Source organism: Acinetobacter sp. CIP 64.2 (assembly GCF_000369645.1).
Classification (GTDB): Bacteria; Pseudomonadota; Gammaproteobacteria; order Pseudomonadales; family Moraxellaceae; genus Acinetobacter.
The window spans coordinates 69,289-85,228 of the sequence record NZ_KB850126.1 but is presented as its reverse complement, the minus strand read 5'-3'; the positions used below and the strand labels follow the sequence as shown (position 1 = coordinate 85,228).

Annotated in this window: 15 protein-coding genes and 2 pseudogenes; 2 read left to right on the top strand and 15 right to left on the bottom strand. The window is 46.5% G+C overall.

Features of this window, described 5'->3' with window-relative positions:
- Positions 1-545: 545 nt before the first annotated feature.
- The 7 genes from F895_RS19820 to merT all read right to left on the bottom strand — a co-directional run bounded on the left by F895_RS19820 (position 546) and on the right by merT (position 4,256).
- Positions 546-758 (bottom strand): DUF3330 domain-containing protein, encoded by a 213-nt coding sequence (locus F895_RS19820; RefSeq protein ID WP_000993245.1) that lies wholly within the window; start codon positions 756-758, stop codon positions 546-548.
- Between the two features lie 65 nt (positions 759-823).
- On the bottom strand, positions 824-1,060 hold the full coding sequence (merE, locus tag F895_RS00050; RefSeq protein ID WP_001087807.1) for a broad-spectrum mercury transporter MerE: 237 nt from the start codon (positions 1,058-1,060) through the stop codon (positions 824-826).
- Positions 1,057-1,422 carry a mercury resistance co-regulator MerD gene (gene merD / locus F895_RS00055; RefSeq protein WP_001277463.1) on the bottom strand — a complete coding sequence of 122 codons (366 nt, stop codon included), beginning with the start codon at positions 1,420-1,422 and terminating at the stop codon, positions 1,057-1,059. The genes merE and merD overlap by 4 nt, the downstream gene beginning before the upstream one ends.
- 17 nt (positions 1,423-1,439) lie before the next feature.
- Positions 1,440-3,125: a mercury(II) reductase gene (gene merA / locus F895_RS00060; RefSeq protein ID WP_000209293.1), complete on the bottom strand. Its 1,686-nt coding sequence runs from the start codon at positions 3,123-3,125 to the stop codon at positions 1,440-1,442.
- A gap of 38 nt (positions 3,126-3,163) precedes the next feature.
- Entirely contained in the window at positions 3,164-3,589 is a 426-nt protein-coding gene (gene merC / locus F895_RS00065) for an organomercurial transporter MerC (RefSeq protein ID WP_000522997.1), read from the bottom strand.
- Between the two features lie 27 nt (positions 3,590-3,616).
- A complete protein-coding gene (merP, locus tag F895_RS19815) occupies positions 3,617-3,892 on the bottom strand; it encodes a mercury resistance system periplasmic binding protein MerP (RefSeq protein ID WP_004178136.1) in 276 nt (91 codons plus the stop codon).
- A 13-nt stretch (positions 3,893-3,905) separates the two neighbouring features.
- Positions 3,906-4,256, bottom strand: a complete 351-nt coding sequence (merT, locus tag F895_RS00070) for a mercuric ion transporter MerT (RefSeq protein WP_001294659.1) — start codon at positions 4,254-4,256, stop codon at positions 3,906-3,908.
- 71 nt (positions 4,257-4,327) lie between these two features.
- Here merT and merR point away from each other — a divergent pair, with 71 nt between their 5' ends.
- The gene (merR, locus tag F895_RS00075; RefSeq protein WP_001166628.1) at positions 4,328-4,783 is read left to right on the top strand and encodes an Hg(II)-responsive transcriptional regulator; all 456 of its coding nucleotides are present in this window, start codon (positions 4,328-4,330) and stop codon (positions 4,781-4,783) included.
- Positions 4,784-4,905: 122 nt separating this feature from the next.
- Here the strand turns inward: merR and F895_RS00080 are convergent, their stop codons facing one another.
- Together F895_RS00080 and F895_RS00085 are read right to left on the bottom strand one after the other, a co-directional pair.
- The gene (locus F895_RS00080; protein ID WP_001067793.1) at positions 4,906-5,610 is read right to left on the bottom strand and encodes an IS6-like element IS1007 family transposase; all 705 of its coding nucleotides are present in this window, start codon (positions 5,608-5,610) and stop codon (positions 4,906-4,908) included.
- Between the two features lie 50 nt (positions 5,611-5,660).
- Positions 5,661-5,834, bottom strand: a pseudogene (locus tag F895_RS00085) (metal-sensing transcriptional repressor); the annotation flags it as partial.
- 56 nt (positions 5,835-5,890) lie between these two features.
- Between F895_RS00085 and dmeF the strand changes: the two are divergent.
- On the top strand, positions 5,891-6,853 hold the full coding sequence (gene dmeF / locus F895_RS00090) for a CDF family Co(II)/Ni(II) efflux transporter DmeF (RefSeq protein WP_005245015.1): 963 nt from the start codon (positions 5,891-5,893) through the stop codon (positions 6,851-6,853).
- Between the two features lie 372 nt (positions 6,854-7,225).
- Here dmeF and F895_RS00095 read toward each other — a convergent pair whose 3' ends face one another.
- The 6 genes and pseudogenes from F895_RS00095 to F895_RS00115 all read right to left on the bottom strand — a co-directional run bounded on the left by F895_RS00095 (position 7,226) and on the right by F895_RS00115 (position 15,679).
- Complete coding sequence (locus tag F895_RS00095) at positions 7,226-7,840, bottom strand: thiol:disulfide interchange protein DsbA/DsbL (RefSeq protein WP_005245012.1); 615 nt, start codon at positions 7,838-7,840, stop codon at positions 7,226-7,228.
- A gap of 619 nt (positions 7,841-8,459) precedes the next feature.
- Positions 8,460-9,026: pseudogene (locus tag F895_RS0119185) on the bottom strand (recombinase family protein).
- A 178-nt stretch (positions 9,027-9,204) separates the two neighbouring features.
- The gene (locus F895_RS00100) at positions 9,205-10,071 is read right to left on the bottom strand and encodes a DUF7281 domain-containing protein (RefSeq protein ID WP_004676005.1); all 867 of its coding nucleotides are present in this window, start codon (positions 10,069-10,071) and stop codon (positions 9,205-9,207) included.
- The gene (locus F895_RS00105) at positions 10,062-11,306 is read right to left on the bottom strand and encodes a hypothetical protein (protein ID WP_004826997.1); all 1,245 of its coding nucleotides are present in this window, start codon (positions 11,304-11,306) and stop codon (positions 10,062-10,064) included. Before F895_RS00105 ends, F895_RS00100 begins: the two co-directional genes overlap by 10 nt.
- Positions 11,303-11,935: a condensin complex protein MksE gene (locus tag F895_RS00110; RefSeq protein WP_004676008.1), complete on the bottom strand. Its 633-nt coding sequence runs from the start codon at positions 11,933-11,935 to the stop codon at positions 11,303-11,305. Before F895_RS00110 ends, F895_RS00105 begins: the two co-directional genes overlap by 4 nt.
- A 24-nt stretch (positions 11,936-11,959) precedes the next feature.
- Positions 11,960-15,679: an ATP-binding protein gene (locus tag F895_RS00115; protein ID WP_005245007.1), complete on the bottom strand. Its 3,720-nt coding sequence runs from the start codon at positions 15,677-15,679 to the stop codon at positions 11,960-11,962.
- Positions 15,680-15,940: the final 261 nt, after the last annotated feature.

Below are 15,940 nucleotides of genomic sequence, written 5' to 3'. Positions count from 1 at the left end.
CAGTACTGAGCACTGGCGATCTAAGTCAATGCTGCAGTTCTCATCATCATTGGAATAAGTGGACAAATTCCTGACATGGAAATTGCAGCGAGATTGGCTAAAGTTACTACGCTGATTATCAGCCGAGATAAAGTAATGTGAACGGGTAGTATTGCTGTAATGGATGGATTAAACGTTGCAGGGTAAGGCAATGTAATAAATGTGGGCTTTGGTGGTGCAGAGCTTGTTCTCCATCCAAAAGGCGAATATATCTACATACGGGATTTGAATTTAGTACTTACTGCAAAGCTACTGAAGCGAGGGATGTGTTGGGTGCTTTATCGGATGGTTACCTTTAATCCTTCATAAATGAGTGTACTAGTGAACAATACCACTTTATAGCAGTTAAACTTATTAAACTTATTAAACTTATTAAACTTATTAAACTTATTAAACTTATTAAACTTATTAAACTTATTAAACTTATTAAACTTAAATTGCTTAGGTGGTCTAACTAAAATTTTTAGCAGAGTGATCTAATAATAAATGTATTAATAGACCATGCTTCAATCTGACGGCTGCGAACCGCCAGGGACAGGCGCAATGTCAGATTCTGTCGCGGCCTTGGCGCGTGCCTGGAAGCGTTCATAGCAATCCAGCCCGCAGAAATGTTCGACGTATTCCGCGCCTTCCGGGGTGAAGGCGGCATCGAGCGGAATTTCTTTGCAGCATACGCAGCAGGTGGTGCAACTGGCAGTGTTCGGGGCGTTTGCGTTCATGGTGGTACTCCTCCAGATTGGTAGCGAAGCTCAAAGCTGCCCACTCTCGGCTGGCTGGGAAGCGGTCATGATCTTCCCTTGAAGGCCCGCAGCAGCCGCGTCACAGACAGGACAAACAAGCCGGTCAGCGTGAGGGCTGCAATACCCCAGTGCTCCCCGATGAACGCGCCGGCCGTCGTGCCGGCTAGCACAATGGCGAGAATCGGCAAATGGCAGGGACAGGTGAGCACGGCCAGCGCGCCCCACAAGTAGCCGGTGATCGGTTTGTGCGTCTCAGACGGCAAGTGCTCTGGGCTGTTCATGGCAGACTCTCCGCGTGCTGTGCCGGTTCGGTTGGCATGGCGGCCAGTTGCATTTCGAGGCTGGCCAGGGCCTCGCGCCGACGCTCGACGAGTTGCCGCAACACGGCAAGCTGCGCAGACGCACCGTCACCGTCCGCAGCATCCAGCGCCCGGCACAGCCGCGCCAGTGCGTCCAGGCCGATACCCGCTTCGAAGGCAGCCCGTACAAAGCGCAGCCGTTGCAACGCGGTGTCATCGAACAAGCCGTAGCCGCCCGTGGTGCACGCGACCGGCCGTAGCAATCCGCGCAGCAGGTAGTCGCGCACGATATGCACGCTCACCCCGGCATCAAGGGCCAGCCGGGACACTGTGTAGGCGCTCATTGAACACCTCCTTTTCCTCATCCGGCGCAGCACGAAAGCTGCTTCACGTCCTTGCTGAAGGTCTGCGCCGCGAGCTTCAGCCCTTCGACCATGGTCAGGTAGGGGAACAATTGGTCGGCCAGTTCCTGCACGGTCATACGGTTGCGAATGGCGAGCACCGCCGTCTGGATCAGTTCACCCGCTTCCGGGGCCACCGCTTGCACGCCGATGAGCCGTCCGCTACCTTCCTCGATGACCAGCTTGATGAAGCCGCGTGTGTCGAAGTTGGCAAGCGCACGCGGCACGTTGTCCAAGGTCAAGGTGCGACTGTCGGTCTCGATCCCGTCGTGATGTGCTTCCGCCTCGCTGTAGCCCACGGTGGCGACCTGCGGGTCGGTGAATACCACGGCCGGCATTGAGGTCAGGTCCAGGGCCGCATCGCCGCCAGTCATGTTGATCGCAGCACGGGTGCCGGCCGCTGCCGCCACATAGACGAACTGAGGCTGGTCGGTGCAGTCGCCAGCCGCATAAATGTGTGGCGTACTGGTGCGCATGCCCTTGTCGATGACGATGGCCCCCTGCGCATTGGCAGCGACTCCCGCCGCTTCCAATGCCAGGCTGCGCGTGTTCGGTGCCCTGCCAGTGGCGACCAGCAGCTGGTCGGCGCGTATTTCACCGTACCCGGTGGTCAGCACGAATTCGCCGTCCACATGCGCGACCTGGCTGGCTTGCGTGTGTTCCAATACCTTGATCCCTTCGGCACGGAACGCGGCTGTAACGGCCTCGCCGATGGCCGGGTCGTCGCGGAAGAACAGCGTGTTGCGAGCTAGGATCGTGACCTGGCTGCCCAGCCGGGCGAAGGCTTGCGCCAGTTCCAGCGCGACCACCGACGAGCCGATCACGGCTAGGCGTTCGGGAAGGGTGTCGCTGACCAGGGCCTCGGTCGAAGTCCAGTAGGGTGACTCTTTCAGGCCCGGAATCGGCGGCACGGCCGGGCTGGCACCCGTGGCGACTAAGCAGCGGTCGAAAGCTACCACGCGCTCGCCACCATCGTTTAAACGGACGACCAGGCTCTGCTCATCCTTGAAACGCGCCTCACCATGTACAACGGTGATGGCCGGGTTGCCGTCCAGAATGCCTTCGTACTTGGCATGGCGCAGTTCTTCGACGCGCGCCTGCTGCTGGGCCAGTAGTTTGCTGCGGTCAATCGCAGGCACAGTCGCCGCGATACCGCCGTCGAACGGACTTTCCCGACGTAAATGGGCGATGTGGGCGGCGCGAATCATGATCTTGGACGGCACGCAGCCGACGTTGACGCAGGTGCCGCCGATGGTGCCGCGCTCGATCAGCGAGACGTGCGCGCCTTGCTCGACGGCCTTCAGTGCTGCCGCCATTGCCGCGCCACCGCTACCAATGACGACGACCTGCAACGGGCGTTCGTTGCCACTGGGCTTATCAGCGGCCCCTATCCAGCCGCGCATCTTGTCGAGCAGGCCGGCGCGGTTGTCCGTCGGTGGCGCATCGGCAAGCGTTGCCTCGTAGCCCAGTCCGGCCACGGCGGTAGTCAGCGCATCCGATGACGTGCCCGCCTCAATGGCGAGTTGCGCTGTGCCCTTCGGATAGGACACCAGCGCCGATTGCACGCCGGGCACTTTCTCCAAGGCTTCCTTGACGTGAGCCGCGCACGAGTCGCAGGTCATCCCGGTGATTTTCAGGGTGGTCATGTATTTTTCCTTTTCTGTGGTGGCTACGGCTGTTGCCGTCAGCCACGTTGTTCTGGCAATTCACAGCTGTCCGGCCCGCAGCGGCGATGTGCTGGCGAGATGAAATCCCAGACCGACACCCCAACCATCAAGGCCAGGCCGACATAGAGCAGTCCACCGCTCTGCCAGCCGTAAGCCCGCATTAAAAACACCGCTGCCAGCACCAAGATCGGGCCTATCGTGCCGAGCGCCGTGCGTCGCCACTGTCGATGATTGAGCCAAGCGATAGCATTGGCGAGTAACGTGATGCCGGCGAACATCGGCAGCAGGATGCCAATGAATAGCCCCTCGTACTGGCTCAAGAAGCCCAGTCCGATGGCCGCGCCAAAGCTGGCGATGGCAGGAAAACAGGCGGCGCAGCCCATCGCGGAAACGACGCTGCCGAGCGCGCCGGTTTTGCCAGCGATGCGCGTGATGAGTCCCATGTGTCGCTCCCGAGTTCGGTTAACGGATCAGCGTTTGAGGCTGGACGGATAGCCCGCGTCCTCGGTCGCCTTGGTCAACTTCTGGACGTTGGTCTTGGCATCGTCGAAGGTGACGACGGCCTGGCGCTTGTCGAAACTTACGTCGGTCTTGCTCACGCCCTCAACCTTGGAAAGCGCGTGCTTGACAGTGATCGGGCAAGAGGCGCAGGTCATGCCAGGCACGGACAGCGTGACGGTCTGAGTGGCGGCGAACACGGGGGCAACGAAAGCGGCGAGAGCGAGGGAGGCAAACAGCTTTTTCATGATGAACTCCTGATTAGTAGAAAAATGGCATGACGTAGGGAAAACCAAGCGCGACCAAGACCAACACGGCGACGAACCAGAAAATGAGCTTGTAGGTGGTGCGCACTTGCGGAATCGCGCACACCTCGCCCGGCTTGCAGGCTGCGGTCGGTCGGACGATGCGCCGCCAGGCAAAGAACAGTGCAACCAGCGCCGCGCCGATGAAGATCGGCCGATACGGCTCCAATACCGTCAGGTTGCCGATCCATGCCCCGCTGAACCCCAAGGCGATCAAAACCAGCGGCCCCAGGCAGCAGGCCGACGCAAGAATGGCGGCCAGCCCACCGGCGAAGAGCGCGCCGCGCCCGTTTTGTGGTTCAGACATACGCTTGTCCTTTCAAATTTGGTTTGGATAGCTTAAGCTTACTTCCGTAGTTATGTACGGAGTCAAGCGATATGCAAATTAATTTTGAGAATCTGACCATTGGCGTTTTTGCCAAGGCGGCCGGGGTCAATGTGGAGACCATCCGGTTCTACCAGCGCAAGGGCCTGCTGCCGGAGCCAGACAAGCCCTATGGCAGCATTCGCCGCTATGGCGAGGCGGATGTAACACGAGTGCGGTTCGTGAAATCGGCCCAGCGGCTGGGCTTTAGCCTGGACGAAATCGCCGAGCTACTGCGGCTGGAGGATGGCACCCATTGCGAGGAAGCCAGCGGCCTGGCCGAGCACAAGCTCAAGGATGTGCGCGAGAAGATGGCCGACTTGGCACGCATGGAGGCCGTGCTGTCTGAACTGGTGTGCGCCTGCCATGCGCGGAAAGGGAACGTTTCCTGCCCGCTGATTGCGTCACTGCAAGACGGAACGAAGCTCGCTGCATCGGCGCGGGGGAGTCACGGGGTGACTACGCCTTAGCGTGCTTTATTTTCCGAATTCTGAGACGACCCCTAGATGCCTGGTCAAGACTGCATACTTGCAGTTTTGACGGCACTGTTGCAAATAGGGATCTGAGTCAATGATTTTCCCTTCAAAAAAGCTTAGAGACCGAAAACTCTATTTACTAGCCAAACTTCTCCTAGAATATTACCGTTATAAAATAATGAAGCTTGTCCTTTGCGTAGAGCACGCATAACCTCAATTCCTTTAATTGTGGCATAAGCCGTTTTCATAGACTTGAATCCCAACGTAGCCTTGATGATCCGTTTGAGCTTGCCATGATCACATTCAATCACGTTATTCTTGTATTTAATCTGTCGATGGTCCAGGTCTTCAGGACACTTTCCTTCCTGTTTTAGTCGCGACAAAGCACGGCCATAGGTATGAGCCTTATCAGTGTTTATGACTCGTGGAATCTGCCATTTTTTGACATGATTCAAAATCTTACCAAGAAAACAATAAGCTGAATGGGTATTTCGTCTAGCAGAAAGATAGAAATCAAGAGTATGGCCACGTTGGTCAACTGCACGGTATAGATATGCCCATTTGCCATTCACTTTTACGTAAGTTTCATCCAGATGCCATAAATGTCGATCTGTAGGATTACGCCAATACCAACGTAAACGTTTTTCCATTTCTGGAGCATAACGCTGAACCCAGCGATAAATTGTGGTGTGATCAACATTCACTCCACGTTCAGCGAGCATTTCCTGAAGTTCACGATAGCTGATGCCATATTTACAATACCAACGAACAGCCCAAAGAATGATTTCACCTTGAAAGTGCCGACCGTGGAAGGGATTCATCTGCTGTATCTCGAAATAAATAAGATATTTAGCTTATCATGTCAGCCTATTTGCAACAGTGCCCTCATTAAGCCATTTATCGCACCTTTAATTGCTGCAACTTGCTGTAATACCTCAATACAAGAATTTTCAGAATTTAAAATATTCTGTTCAAGGGCATTGGTTTGACCTTGAATTCGTCTAATCCGATTTAAAATTTTTTTGTTCTGATTTAAGTGAGACATACTATTCAACCTCAAGAACATATACTATGGGGGAGTATTAATTGTGGTGCAATAAAATGCAATATCTAAATAATGTTAAAAGTGACCATTCGCATCAATTTGACGAAGGAAATCCTTTAGCACAAAAGAAAATTTTAATCGCAACCATCCTCACTGGTGTAATGATGGTGTTTGAAATTTTTGGAGGATGGTTCTTTAATTCCATGGCTTTATTGGCTGATGGATGGCATATGAGTTCTCATATGTTGGCATTGGGCTTAGCTTATTTTGCCTATAAAATGGCTCGAAAATATGCTCGTGATCAGAGATTCTGTATCGGTACATGGAAGATAGAAATCTTAGCTGGATATTCGAGTGCCATTTTATTGATGGTTGTTGCTGTATTCATGGGTGTTCAATCGATAGAACGTTTATTCAATCCTGTGAATATTCACTACAACGAGGCAATTTCAATTGCGATTGTTGGCTTGATCGTTAATTTTATTTGTGCCTGGTTACTACGTGAAAATGGTCACCACCACCATCATCACTCTCATGATGACCATGACCACCACCACGATCATCATCACTCTCATGATGACCATGACTTAAACCAGAAAGCCGCTTTTCTTCATGTAGTAGCAGATGCAGTAACTTCTGTATTAGCTATTATTGCACTTTTCGCAGGGAAGTATTTTGGATGGGATTTTTTAGATGCAATTCTAGGGATCGTAGGTGCAGTGCTTGTAGCACAATGGTCTTGGGGATTGATTAGAGAAACAGGTAAAACATTGCTTGATGCAGAGATGGAACATCCTGTAGTAAAGGAGATTCAGGAAGTTGTAGAGGAATTAGATAACCAAATTACGATTACTGATCTGCATGTCTGGAAAGTAGGTAGAAGTAAATTTTCATGTATTTTATCCCTAAATACAGTTAATGACTCCTTAACAGCAGAGGTAGTTCGTAAAGCTTTGTCAATTCATGAAGAAATTGTTCATATTTCTGTTGAAATTAACAAGAATTTCCATGTTGTTTAAATTAATATTTATTCCTTTTAAACTTTATCAGTCTATTTATGTAAATCTTAGATTAGAATTTGTTTGTTGTAGAGCGTCGGGGCGCCTCGGCAGTGCTGCGTTTTGAAATAGAAAGGAAAATTCATTTTCTGAATGAAGATATCGGGTATGAACGGGTAAAGATACAATCCACGATTCATATGCAATCCCATGCCTTTAAAGCGCAAAGCGTGTTGCAGATGCAGCTCTTATTCCGAGGAATTTTACACTGGTATCGCCCGCCGATAGAAACACCAGATCCGGCAGTCAGGACGTAAATAACCATTCCTCCAGTTTAAATAAAAAAACCTGCAGATTCGATGCAGGTTTTTTTTAGAGATAATCAATCGCGTCTTATTTGGCTTTACGCTCTTTCTCGATCAGGTAATTCACCACCTGAATGACTTTGGCATCATTACCCTGCACAATATATTTACCATTCACGGTCACTGCCGGAACACCACTTAACTGATACTGAGCAGCCAGATTTTTGGCTTGGGCAATTTTCGAAGTGATCGGGAAAGATTTATAAGTCGTGTTAAATTTCTCTTCAGAAATACCATAACGGGTATAGAACTTGGCCAATTGTGCCTGTTCTAAAATTGGACGCTGCTTGTCATGAATATCATGGAATAACTGTAAATGTGCTTTTTGACGCACACCCAGGGCTTCTGAAACATAATAAGCACGTGCAGCCTGTTCCCAAAGCGGGTTCATTGCAGCAGGTGTACGTACAAAACGTACATCTTTTGGTAATTTTTTCAACCAGCCCTGCATATGTGGTTCAAGCGCGAAACAGTGACCACAGCCATACCAGAAGAATTCACGTACCTCAATTTTGCCCGGTTTTTCGACTTTGACTGGTTTTGCAACCACCTGATAGTCCTGACCTGCCACAAAATTGGCCATAGCATTGCCTGAAAAGGCCAAAACAGATGCGGCAACAGCTCCTAAAAGGAATTTTTTCATTGGGATTATCGTCCTCTAAATCATTATGCTTAGTGTATGGGTTCACTATAAATCAATTATGCCGGTTCCGTTTTCATGCTGCGAACTTTTGTGCTATCAGAACCGCTACATTAAAGTATGCGACTGATTTTAAGTCAGTTAATATGGCCATTCGACCGCTATGTGTTTTTAGACAATCACAAAAGTTAAACTTTGAGTAATAAAAACGGTTATAATTTCTACGATTAAAAAGTAGTGGTCAAACCTACAGCAAATATTAACTTCTTACTATTCTCTTCAGTAACAGCTGCGTGGCTATGATAATTGCTGGAATTTACAACATAGAACTGAGCAAAAAAATCTTTACTTATAATAATGAGTAAATATATACATCAGAATGACAACAAAATTACAAACTTGTAATTTTGTTAAGGTTTGTTCTCAAAAAAATAAATTAATACTATTTTAAAAAAGATAAATCGTTGCTGAAAAAGCTAGATTGCAATCGAGTTAATTAATTATAAATCAAAAACTTATATTGTATAAAATTAGTAACTCTTTGCTTTCTGCACTTATTATTTAATCAACGTTTCACGATTTTCATAAGCTAAACTAAATATAGTCGCCAATTTCAATTGAGTTATTTCCCGGCTTTTAAATACCGATATACCGCTTGGCGACTAATTCCAAATGCCTGGCCTAATGCCATTTTTGAAGGGTACTTCCCTTCCTTCCAGTCTTGTCGCAAAGCTTCAGCCTGATCAGGTTTCAATTTATGTACCCGGCCTTTGTACTTCCCTTGAGAAGAGGCAAGTTTAATTCCTTCCTTTTGCCGCTCTAAAATGATCTCACGTTCAAACTGTGCAAAAGCACCCATCAGTTGCAGCATCAAATTATCCATCGGGGTGGATTGGGCCGTAAAAGTAATATTTTCTTTTACAAACTGGATGGCAATCCCTCGTTTGACCAGTTTATCCACTTCAGTCACCAAATCTTTTAAGCTTCGCGCAAAACGATCCATGGAATGTACTATCACCTGGTCTCCTTCCCGGACATAATTCAACATTTCCTGAAATTTCGGTCGGTCGGTATTTTTACCTGAAGCACGGTCAACAAAAATCCGGTCGACTTCAATTCACTCAAGTTGACGTCCCGTATTTTGCTCGACCGAACTCACTCGCACATAGCCTACTTTTTGGCCTTTCACTTTTTACGCCCCAATTGGATAAAAATGAACAATTTCGTAAATTATAAATCTTTAATACCAAAGTTACATGTTACTTATGATTAAAAAACATTTAAATGGTACATGTTTTTAAGAACTTTTAAAATGTAATTTTAGGGTATAGTCTAAAGTAACACCTTGAACTTTTGCAACAGTGCCCTTAAATTGCTATACACACCAATGGACCAAGCCGGTTCACGTTCTCTTGCATAACTGCAACTTTATTGAAGTTCACATGCTTCAAGATCGCTTTCATCGGCTCCGACATGCCTTCGGTTTCCGACAAATCCGAAATGTACTCTGACTGGTCTACATACTTATAGAAGTTGTTATCAGGGTGTTGTTCTTTAATGCTTTGCCAACATTGGGGAACCATCACAGAGACTGGTCTGATCAGGTTGAAATTATTGGCGATATTCAACCCATACAGGTCGAAATCGGTATACACCGCTACCGGACATTCTTCTGGCAGAACTTCAAGCAACTGATTGACTGACCGGCAGTTCTTACCATGCCCCCTGTAAAGGAATAGGCTGTCTTGCCATTCGAGTGGAACTTGCTGATACCAGTCCGAAATCCGTACAAGCATAGTGCCATTCTCAATAATGATCAGCTTCCTGATTTTTTCTACTGCAAGATGCTCTAAGGACACGGCTGTTGTCACGCCAGGATGTGCAATGTGCATCTCACCGGACTTTAACGGTAGTTGTGCATTGATCGCAGCAAACCAAAGCTGCTCACCGAAAACGCTGGCATTGCCAGACTTTTCATCTATACGATGATCAGCAAGCGATATTCGGTCTGCATTGGAGTCATACGTTACCTCTGGCTCCGTTTTTACATGCTTTCCGTACAGAACCCGAAGCACATCAAGATCTGATTCACTTAGATGCAGCTCACGTTTGATGATGCTACCGATCTGCATGTCTTTGTTCAGCATTGTCCATGTCTTGTTAAGCTTCACCACTCTGGTTTTAAGCTGTAAAACCGTCTGAATGATTGAGAGTTCTCTTTGCCCTAAGCGCATTGCATCACCTTTCTGTTGCTGTCTTTGCGACGAAACACGATATCTGAAATGTAGTAGTTGCCATTATATTTAGCATCCGTTTCACCCACTAACTGCAACTCAAGATGGTTTGAGTGGTTGAGTTCAAACTCATACAGGAGGCGACTAATCCAGTATTCAAATTTGCATCCAGGCTCTAGGCGTATGTAGGCGTTCTTTGCTGATATTTCATTGATTGCCTGACTGCCAAAAGCGTCAAAGAAGAAAAATGCAGCTTTATCCAGAGGTGAGACTGCCTTCACTATCGTATGCGTTGCCTTCTCTACCGGTGGGCGTTTTTTTTCAACAACTGGACCATCTTTTTTAACACGCTTCTGATTGGCTGTCTGAGCTACCGCAGATAAAGTGTTCTCAAAATCCTCAAGGTAGATATCGGCACGAGCTTTCAGCTTGATAAGTGGTACACGACGGAAGCTATCAGGTGCCTTGTTGAAATCAATATCGGCATTCAGCGTCCGGTTGTTGGCAAAATGACGGTGCAGCGCATCAATCAGATTGATTCGCTCCTGGGTTTTTATGTCCTTTTTCCATTCAAAGAGTTGCTTGTCCAGTCGGTGATGGCTGTGGTTCATTTCTTCAATGGCTTCAAACACGCTTGGCTTGAGACGTTTGGAGATCACTCTCTGCAAGTCTGCATCACCTACCGCCAATTCATCCATCGTATTTGGTGAAAGGATTTCCAGTGCCGTAATTAGCATTTTGGCAGTCTTTAAGCTTTGTTCAGCCTTACGCATTTTCATGTCGTAGTTGTTGAACAGCGACAGATACTCAAAGCACTGATCGGCAAAATTGGTCATGTTCTCGCTGATATTGTTTGAAAGCTCAATAATCAGGTCACTTGCTTCAACCTTTAATACTTCGGCACTTTCCGGGTCCTCGACTTTTGACAAGGCATAGTCGGTACTCACCGTTTTGATACGATCAATCAGACCGCTAATGTCGGGTGCGGAAATGTTGCGTTTCTTTCTGTTTTTATAGAAATTCACAAACTCAATGACGAAGTTTCTTAGATGCAGCGTGTTTTTTTCTGCATCCAGATACCCAAGATCGCAAGACAGCAAATTATCAATCAAGGATTTGTTTGATTCATTGACCTGAATAGACGAACTGGTAAACATGATTGCTTCGGCAATAGCATCAATGTTTGCAGAGAAAACCTTCGCCCCACGTTCAGCCGGATTCACGAAGTCGATCATAGTAACTCGCCCTGCTCCACATCATCTGTTTGAGTGATATCAATCGCATTGTGTTCGGCAAGGTACTCAGCTTCATCGTAGAAAATCGACCAACGTGAAGTTGCCAAAAACTCAGTACCCACAACCCCAACCGGCACTAAATATTCGCGCTGTACCAAAAACTGAATAACACCGTTGATCTGGTCTTTCACTGTGCTTGCTGTCTTACCCAACTTTGCAGAGAGTTCTTTTAGCCCTTTTTGGACATGCTTGGACTTCTCCACTTCAACCAGGATTTCACCAGACGTAATTCTGTCGCCTCCAATCAGAGGTTCATTGCGCCCCCCTGCCTTTCTGAACAGTCGCAGCCAGTCCACAAGTGGCTCCATTTTGCTGACGTTTTCCTCAAACTGTTTGGTGATGACCTTTTTGATCTCAGGGTCACTTTCAATATCAAGGTAAATCAGGAAATACCCACCACCGCACGGTGTCTGAATACACTTTTTGCCTAGAAAACTAATATGGTTGTTTAGTTGATCTAAAAATTCGACATCATTCAAAAACTCAAAGTTCTCAAAATCACTCCACTGGTCAATTAGATAACCTTCTAATAATTTGGTCGCTACTTTTGTTAATCGTTTATCAGCCATTTAAAATTCTCCACTTTTTCCCTATTAGACTGGTTCTGCTGCAAGCAATGGGTTATCGCCTTCGATTTCCAGTGGAACAACAGTGCTGACACCATTGGCTCCAACAATGTAGAGATTCTTAAACTTGTGGTTAGAGGTTGAGTTTTCCGGTTGAGCACAGACCAGATAGATTTTGTTATGGTCCATCATGTCGAACAGCAAATTGGTGTTGATCGCATCAAAGTTGCCAATCTCGTCAAGTGGGATATGGATGTAGGTCGAGTTATCAGGGCATAACTTCCGTGACAATGCGAGGAACATGATCAGCACCAGAATACGTGACGTTCCTGTACTCCCTGCACTGGTAAAGTCGTTGTCAGTACGCAGCTCGGCAAGACGACCATTGTTCATCACGCTCATTTTCAGACGTACCATAGAGCGGATATCATCAGTATGTCCTTTGGTGCTTTCAATTGCCTTTAAGGTGTATTCACAGCAACGAATGAAATCCTCGATCGGAATGGAGCTGCTTTGCATGTTTTCAAAGGATTGATAGTCCTCACACTGCAAAACAAACTGATTGAGCTGATCTAGGGTGTTCTTGTCATTCAGCACACTTTCCAGATTCATTGAGAAGTCAGTGAATGCCTTGAACTTGTTGCTACGGTTCAGGTAGCCAGACAGTTCCGTAGATACGCTCTTTAAACGCTTATTTAGATTAAGGATTTCCTGAATATAGTTACGCAACTGAGCCGATTTATTACGGAAAATGTTTGTGACTGCATCATGCTTTTTCGGCAAGTCGTAGTCCATGATGCTTTCGATGGTAGACATGGAGTTAATGGTGTTCATGGTTTCACTGGTAGTCCCCATACTCTCCATCTTTTCCTCAAACAGCTTGAACAGAGAGAAGGCTTCATATTTGCGCAGTAATGCCTTAGAAGCGTTTGTCTGCAAGCGTAATTGATAAATCTGTTTCTTCTGTGTATCAGCCAACGTACCCAGATCACGAGAGAAGCTGTCGAAGCTTAAAAACTCAGGTCGATCTACCTCTACCAATAGGATATCGTCATCGAACAGGTTTTCGATTTCACGCCCCTGTTTATCCAGCTTTTTGATTTTCTCCCTGAAATCTTGTGCACTCGCTTCAAGATTGTCCACTCTTGTACGAAGGGAGGTTCGGACTTGTTCAAGCTCACTTTCCAGTTTGGAAAGATTGTGGTTGTATTCAGATACAAGTTTCAGAGCTTGGTTCATGTCCTCGATATGGTTCTGCTTGTACTGATAGTGGTTTTTCTTCCACATATCGTACTCAGCCAAAATGCTTTCATAGCCTTTGACTTTGGTGTGCTGTGCAATCGCAGCCTTGATCTTCATTTCTGCCTGTTTCAGGATATTTTCATCCACGCCTTGCTCACGCAGTTTGCTGTGATACAGGTTGGTCAAATCATCCATCTTGGCTTGATAGCTGCTCTCTAGCTGCTTTTCCTTTGTGGCAATCAGATCAAGCTTGATACGCAAGTCTGCATAGGACGCATCATAGCTCTCCTTTAAGCCATTTTTTTCAAGCATGTTGGCTGATCGAAGCTCACCACGTTTCTTCGGCTCAATCTGATTGTTGAAAGTTTGCAGCTCGTATTTCGCTCTATTTACAGCTTCTTGCTCAATACGTGTAGCTTCTGCCTTCTTCGCTTTCAGCTCTTTCTCAGTCTGGTCATAAACCTGTCGGGCTTGCTGCTTCTCGTTTTGCAGGGTATTTAACTCATTTTCGAGTTTAACAACTGCAATATTGGTCTCGTTGATCTCTCTATGGATGGACTGAGCCAGATGCGATTGCTTGTCGTACTGCTCAACCAAAGAAGCCGTGTAAATCTCGGCATCTTTCAGACGTATTTGTAGTTGCTCAAGACTGTCGGCTTCCCCTGGAATCTCCAACTTGTTCAGGTCTATTTCAAGACCATAGAGGCTTAGGGCATTGGCATTCACGCCAGTTTGCCAGACAGGGTTCAGGTTGGTTTTGAAGAAAAGCTCAGGATTGATGACCTTCGCAATGGTAGTACGCCAGTCCACATCTTCATTCGGTGCATCATTCAGGAACCGTAGCAAGGTGTCTTTCTGGAACAGGGTTGTACGCAGATTCTCTTCTGACTGCTTGGCTTTCTCAAGCTTGGCTTTTAATCCATTAAGATCATACTGCGCCTTGTTTTGATCAAAATTAAGTTGTTTAAGCTTGTTTTGAGCCGCTTTCAATTCGTCAGACTTTGCAGACAAGGTATTCTCTTTGACTTCATAAGCCAACTTGAGGCGCTGTAGCTGTAGGTTTTCTTCATCCGTAAACAGTGTTGATTGGTGCATGCGCTCCATAGCTGCTGACTGGATATCCAGAAGCCTTTGACGTTCACTGGAAATTTCTTGATCAAGAATTTGGAGCTGTTCAGCCTGTTTGCGCTCAAGCTCTTTCACCTTGAGATCAAAGCGGTTTCGCAACTGGTTGATTGCCTCCTGAACCTCGTTAGATTCAGCATTAAGGGCTTCACTGGATGCCATTTTTTCACGAAGCAAATCTGCTGAATGCTTGTCGTACTCGCGGTTGATATTTTCGTAGCTTTCAGTCAAAAACTGTTTGTATTTCTTCGCTTCTTCAATCTCGTTGAAGTAGTGCGCACGTTTCTTATATTCCTGTTCCATGACGGAAATATTCATGTCTTGATAACGTCTTTCGGCAACTTCAATATTATGAATTGCCTGTTTAAAGTTACCTGCAGACTTTTCTTTTACTGCAATCAGCTCTTTGACTTGTACAATCTGGTTATTCAGGTTACGGACTGTCTCATTCCCTTTGTTCTTTACCGCATAGATTTCATGCTCTATCGAACTGATCTGCTGCTCGTAGTTCACCACATGGTCCCGGAGTACCAACAGGTGTGCATGAAGCGCATTAAAGGAGGCTAAGACCGCATTCTTTAACTGAATGCCAGAGATAATCTTCTGCTTTTCCGATTGAAGGCTTTGTAGGGCTTTCACATCATTGATGGTTGCTAACCAATCTGCGGTAGAGGTTGGTTTTGTTTTGATTTTCTCGTTGTCCAAATACGCTTCAATTAACATGGTTTTGAAGTTTGAGACAACATTGTTCTGGTTAATCGTTACCTGGGTCAGATTGCTCAGGAATTTTAGCTGTTGTTTGCTTCCAGACAGTGAATAGCGGTTGCATAAATCACGAAGGTTTCTTTCACCTGTCAGTCGTGATTTATCTGCAGTCAGCGTATAGATATATTCAGGGATGCTGTCGATCTGACGGCTCACATCAACGCCAGATTTATAAACCTGATCAAATACGTCTTTCACATTCTGAGAAAGACCCAAGATTTCCAGACTGCTCTCACTTAATAGCGTATCTTCCGCGCATCCATCAACAAATCGGTAGTTGTGCTTGCCCTGATTATTATTGCGATACAGCACCACACACTTTGTACCTGAGTGAGCAAGGTATTCAAAAATCACCATGCTTCGACTGCTCGGCAAATAGTAGTCTACGAAATTTTTCTTGTTTGCAGCTTTCTCTATTAACCCATTTGGTGAGGCACCAAAGAAAATAGGAATCAGGTTCAGGAATGAGGTTTTCCCTGCACCGTTGATACCGGTAATGTTTGTATGACCACCACTAATATCAACTCGGAATAGTTTAGATGAAAGAAAAGAATCATAAAGAATGATTGACTGTAAACCTTTCATAGAGGTTTCTTGAGGGTTAATAATACTCATTATATACCTTTTATAAATATTCATAAGTCTAATGGATATTTCAATTTTAAATAAAAACTGTAACTTTCCCTGATCTTATACTTTTATTAAATATAATGGCGGTTATCCGACATAGACACCAACATATCAAACCGTCCGCTAAGAAAATTGCAAAAGCGCATATTCTAAAAGCGGACATTTTTACTTTGGAGAAACCGGACATTTCTACTTTGGGCTGGCTTTGTTGCACAAAGATTTGAAATGCAAAGCGCCCCTAATTGA

Coding starts and splice junctions, on each gene's coding strand:
- F895_RS19820 (WP_000993245.1), bottom strand. CDS start 758: ATGAACGCAAACGCCCCGAACACTGCCAGTTGCACCACCTGCTGCGTA.
- merE (WP_001087807.1), bottom strand. CDS start 1,060: ATGAACAGCCCAGAGCACTTGCCGTCTGAGACGCACAAACCGATCACC.
- merD (WP_001277463.1), bottom strand. CDS start 1,422: ATGAGCGCCTACACAGTGTCCCGGCTGGCCCTTGATGCCGGGGTGAGC.
- merA (WP_000209293.1), bottom strand. CDS start 3,125: ATGACCACCCTGAAAATCACCGGGATGACCTGCGACTCGTGCGCGGCT.
- merC (WP_000522997.1), bottom strand. CDS start 3,589: ATGGGACTCATCACGCGCATCGCTGGCAAAACCGGCGCGCTCGGCAGC.
- merP (WP_004178136.1), bottom strand. CDS start 3,892: ATGAAAAAGCTGTTTGCCTCCCTCGCTCTCGCCGCTTTCGTTGCCCCC.
- merT (WP_001294659.1), bottom strand. CDS start 4,256: ATGTCTGAACCACAAAACGGGCGCGGCGCGCTCTTCGCCGGTGGGCTG.
- merR (WP_001166628.1), top strand. CDS start 4,328: ATGCAAATTAATTTTGAGAATCTGACCATTGGCGTTTTTGCCAAGGCG.
- F895_RS00080 (WP_001067793.1), bottom strand. CDS start 5,610: ATGAATCCCTTCCACGGTCGGCACTTTCAAGGTGAAATCATTCTTTGG.
- dmeF (WP_005245015.1), top strand. CDS start 5,891: ATGCAATATCTAAATAATGTTAAAAGTGACCATTCGCATCAATTTGAC.
- F895_RS00095 (WP_005245012.1), bottom strand. CDS start 7,840: ATGAAAAAATTCCTTTTAGGAGCTGTTGCCGCATCTGTTTTGGCCTTT.
- F895_RS00100 (WP_004676005.1), bottom strand. CDS start 10,071: ATGCGCTTAGGGCAAAGAGAACTCTCAATCATTCAGACGGTTTTACAG.
- F895_RS00105 (WP_004826997.1), bottom strand. CDS start 11,306: ATGATCGACTTCGTGAATCCGGCTGAACGTGGGGCGAAGGTTTTCTCT.
- F895_RS00110 (WP_004676008.1), bottom strand. CDS start 11,935: ATGGCTGATAAACGATTAACAAAAGTAGCGACCAAATTATTAGAAGGT.
- F895_RS00115 (WP_005245007.1), bottom strand. CDS start 15,679: ATGAGTATTATTAACCCTCAAGAAACCTCTATGAAAGGTTTACAGTCA.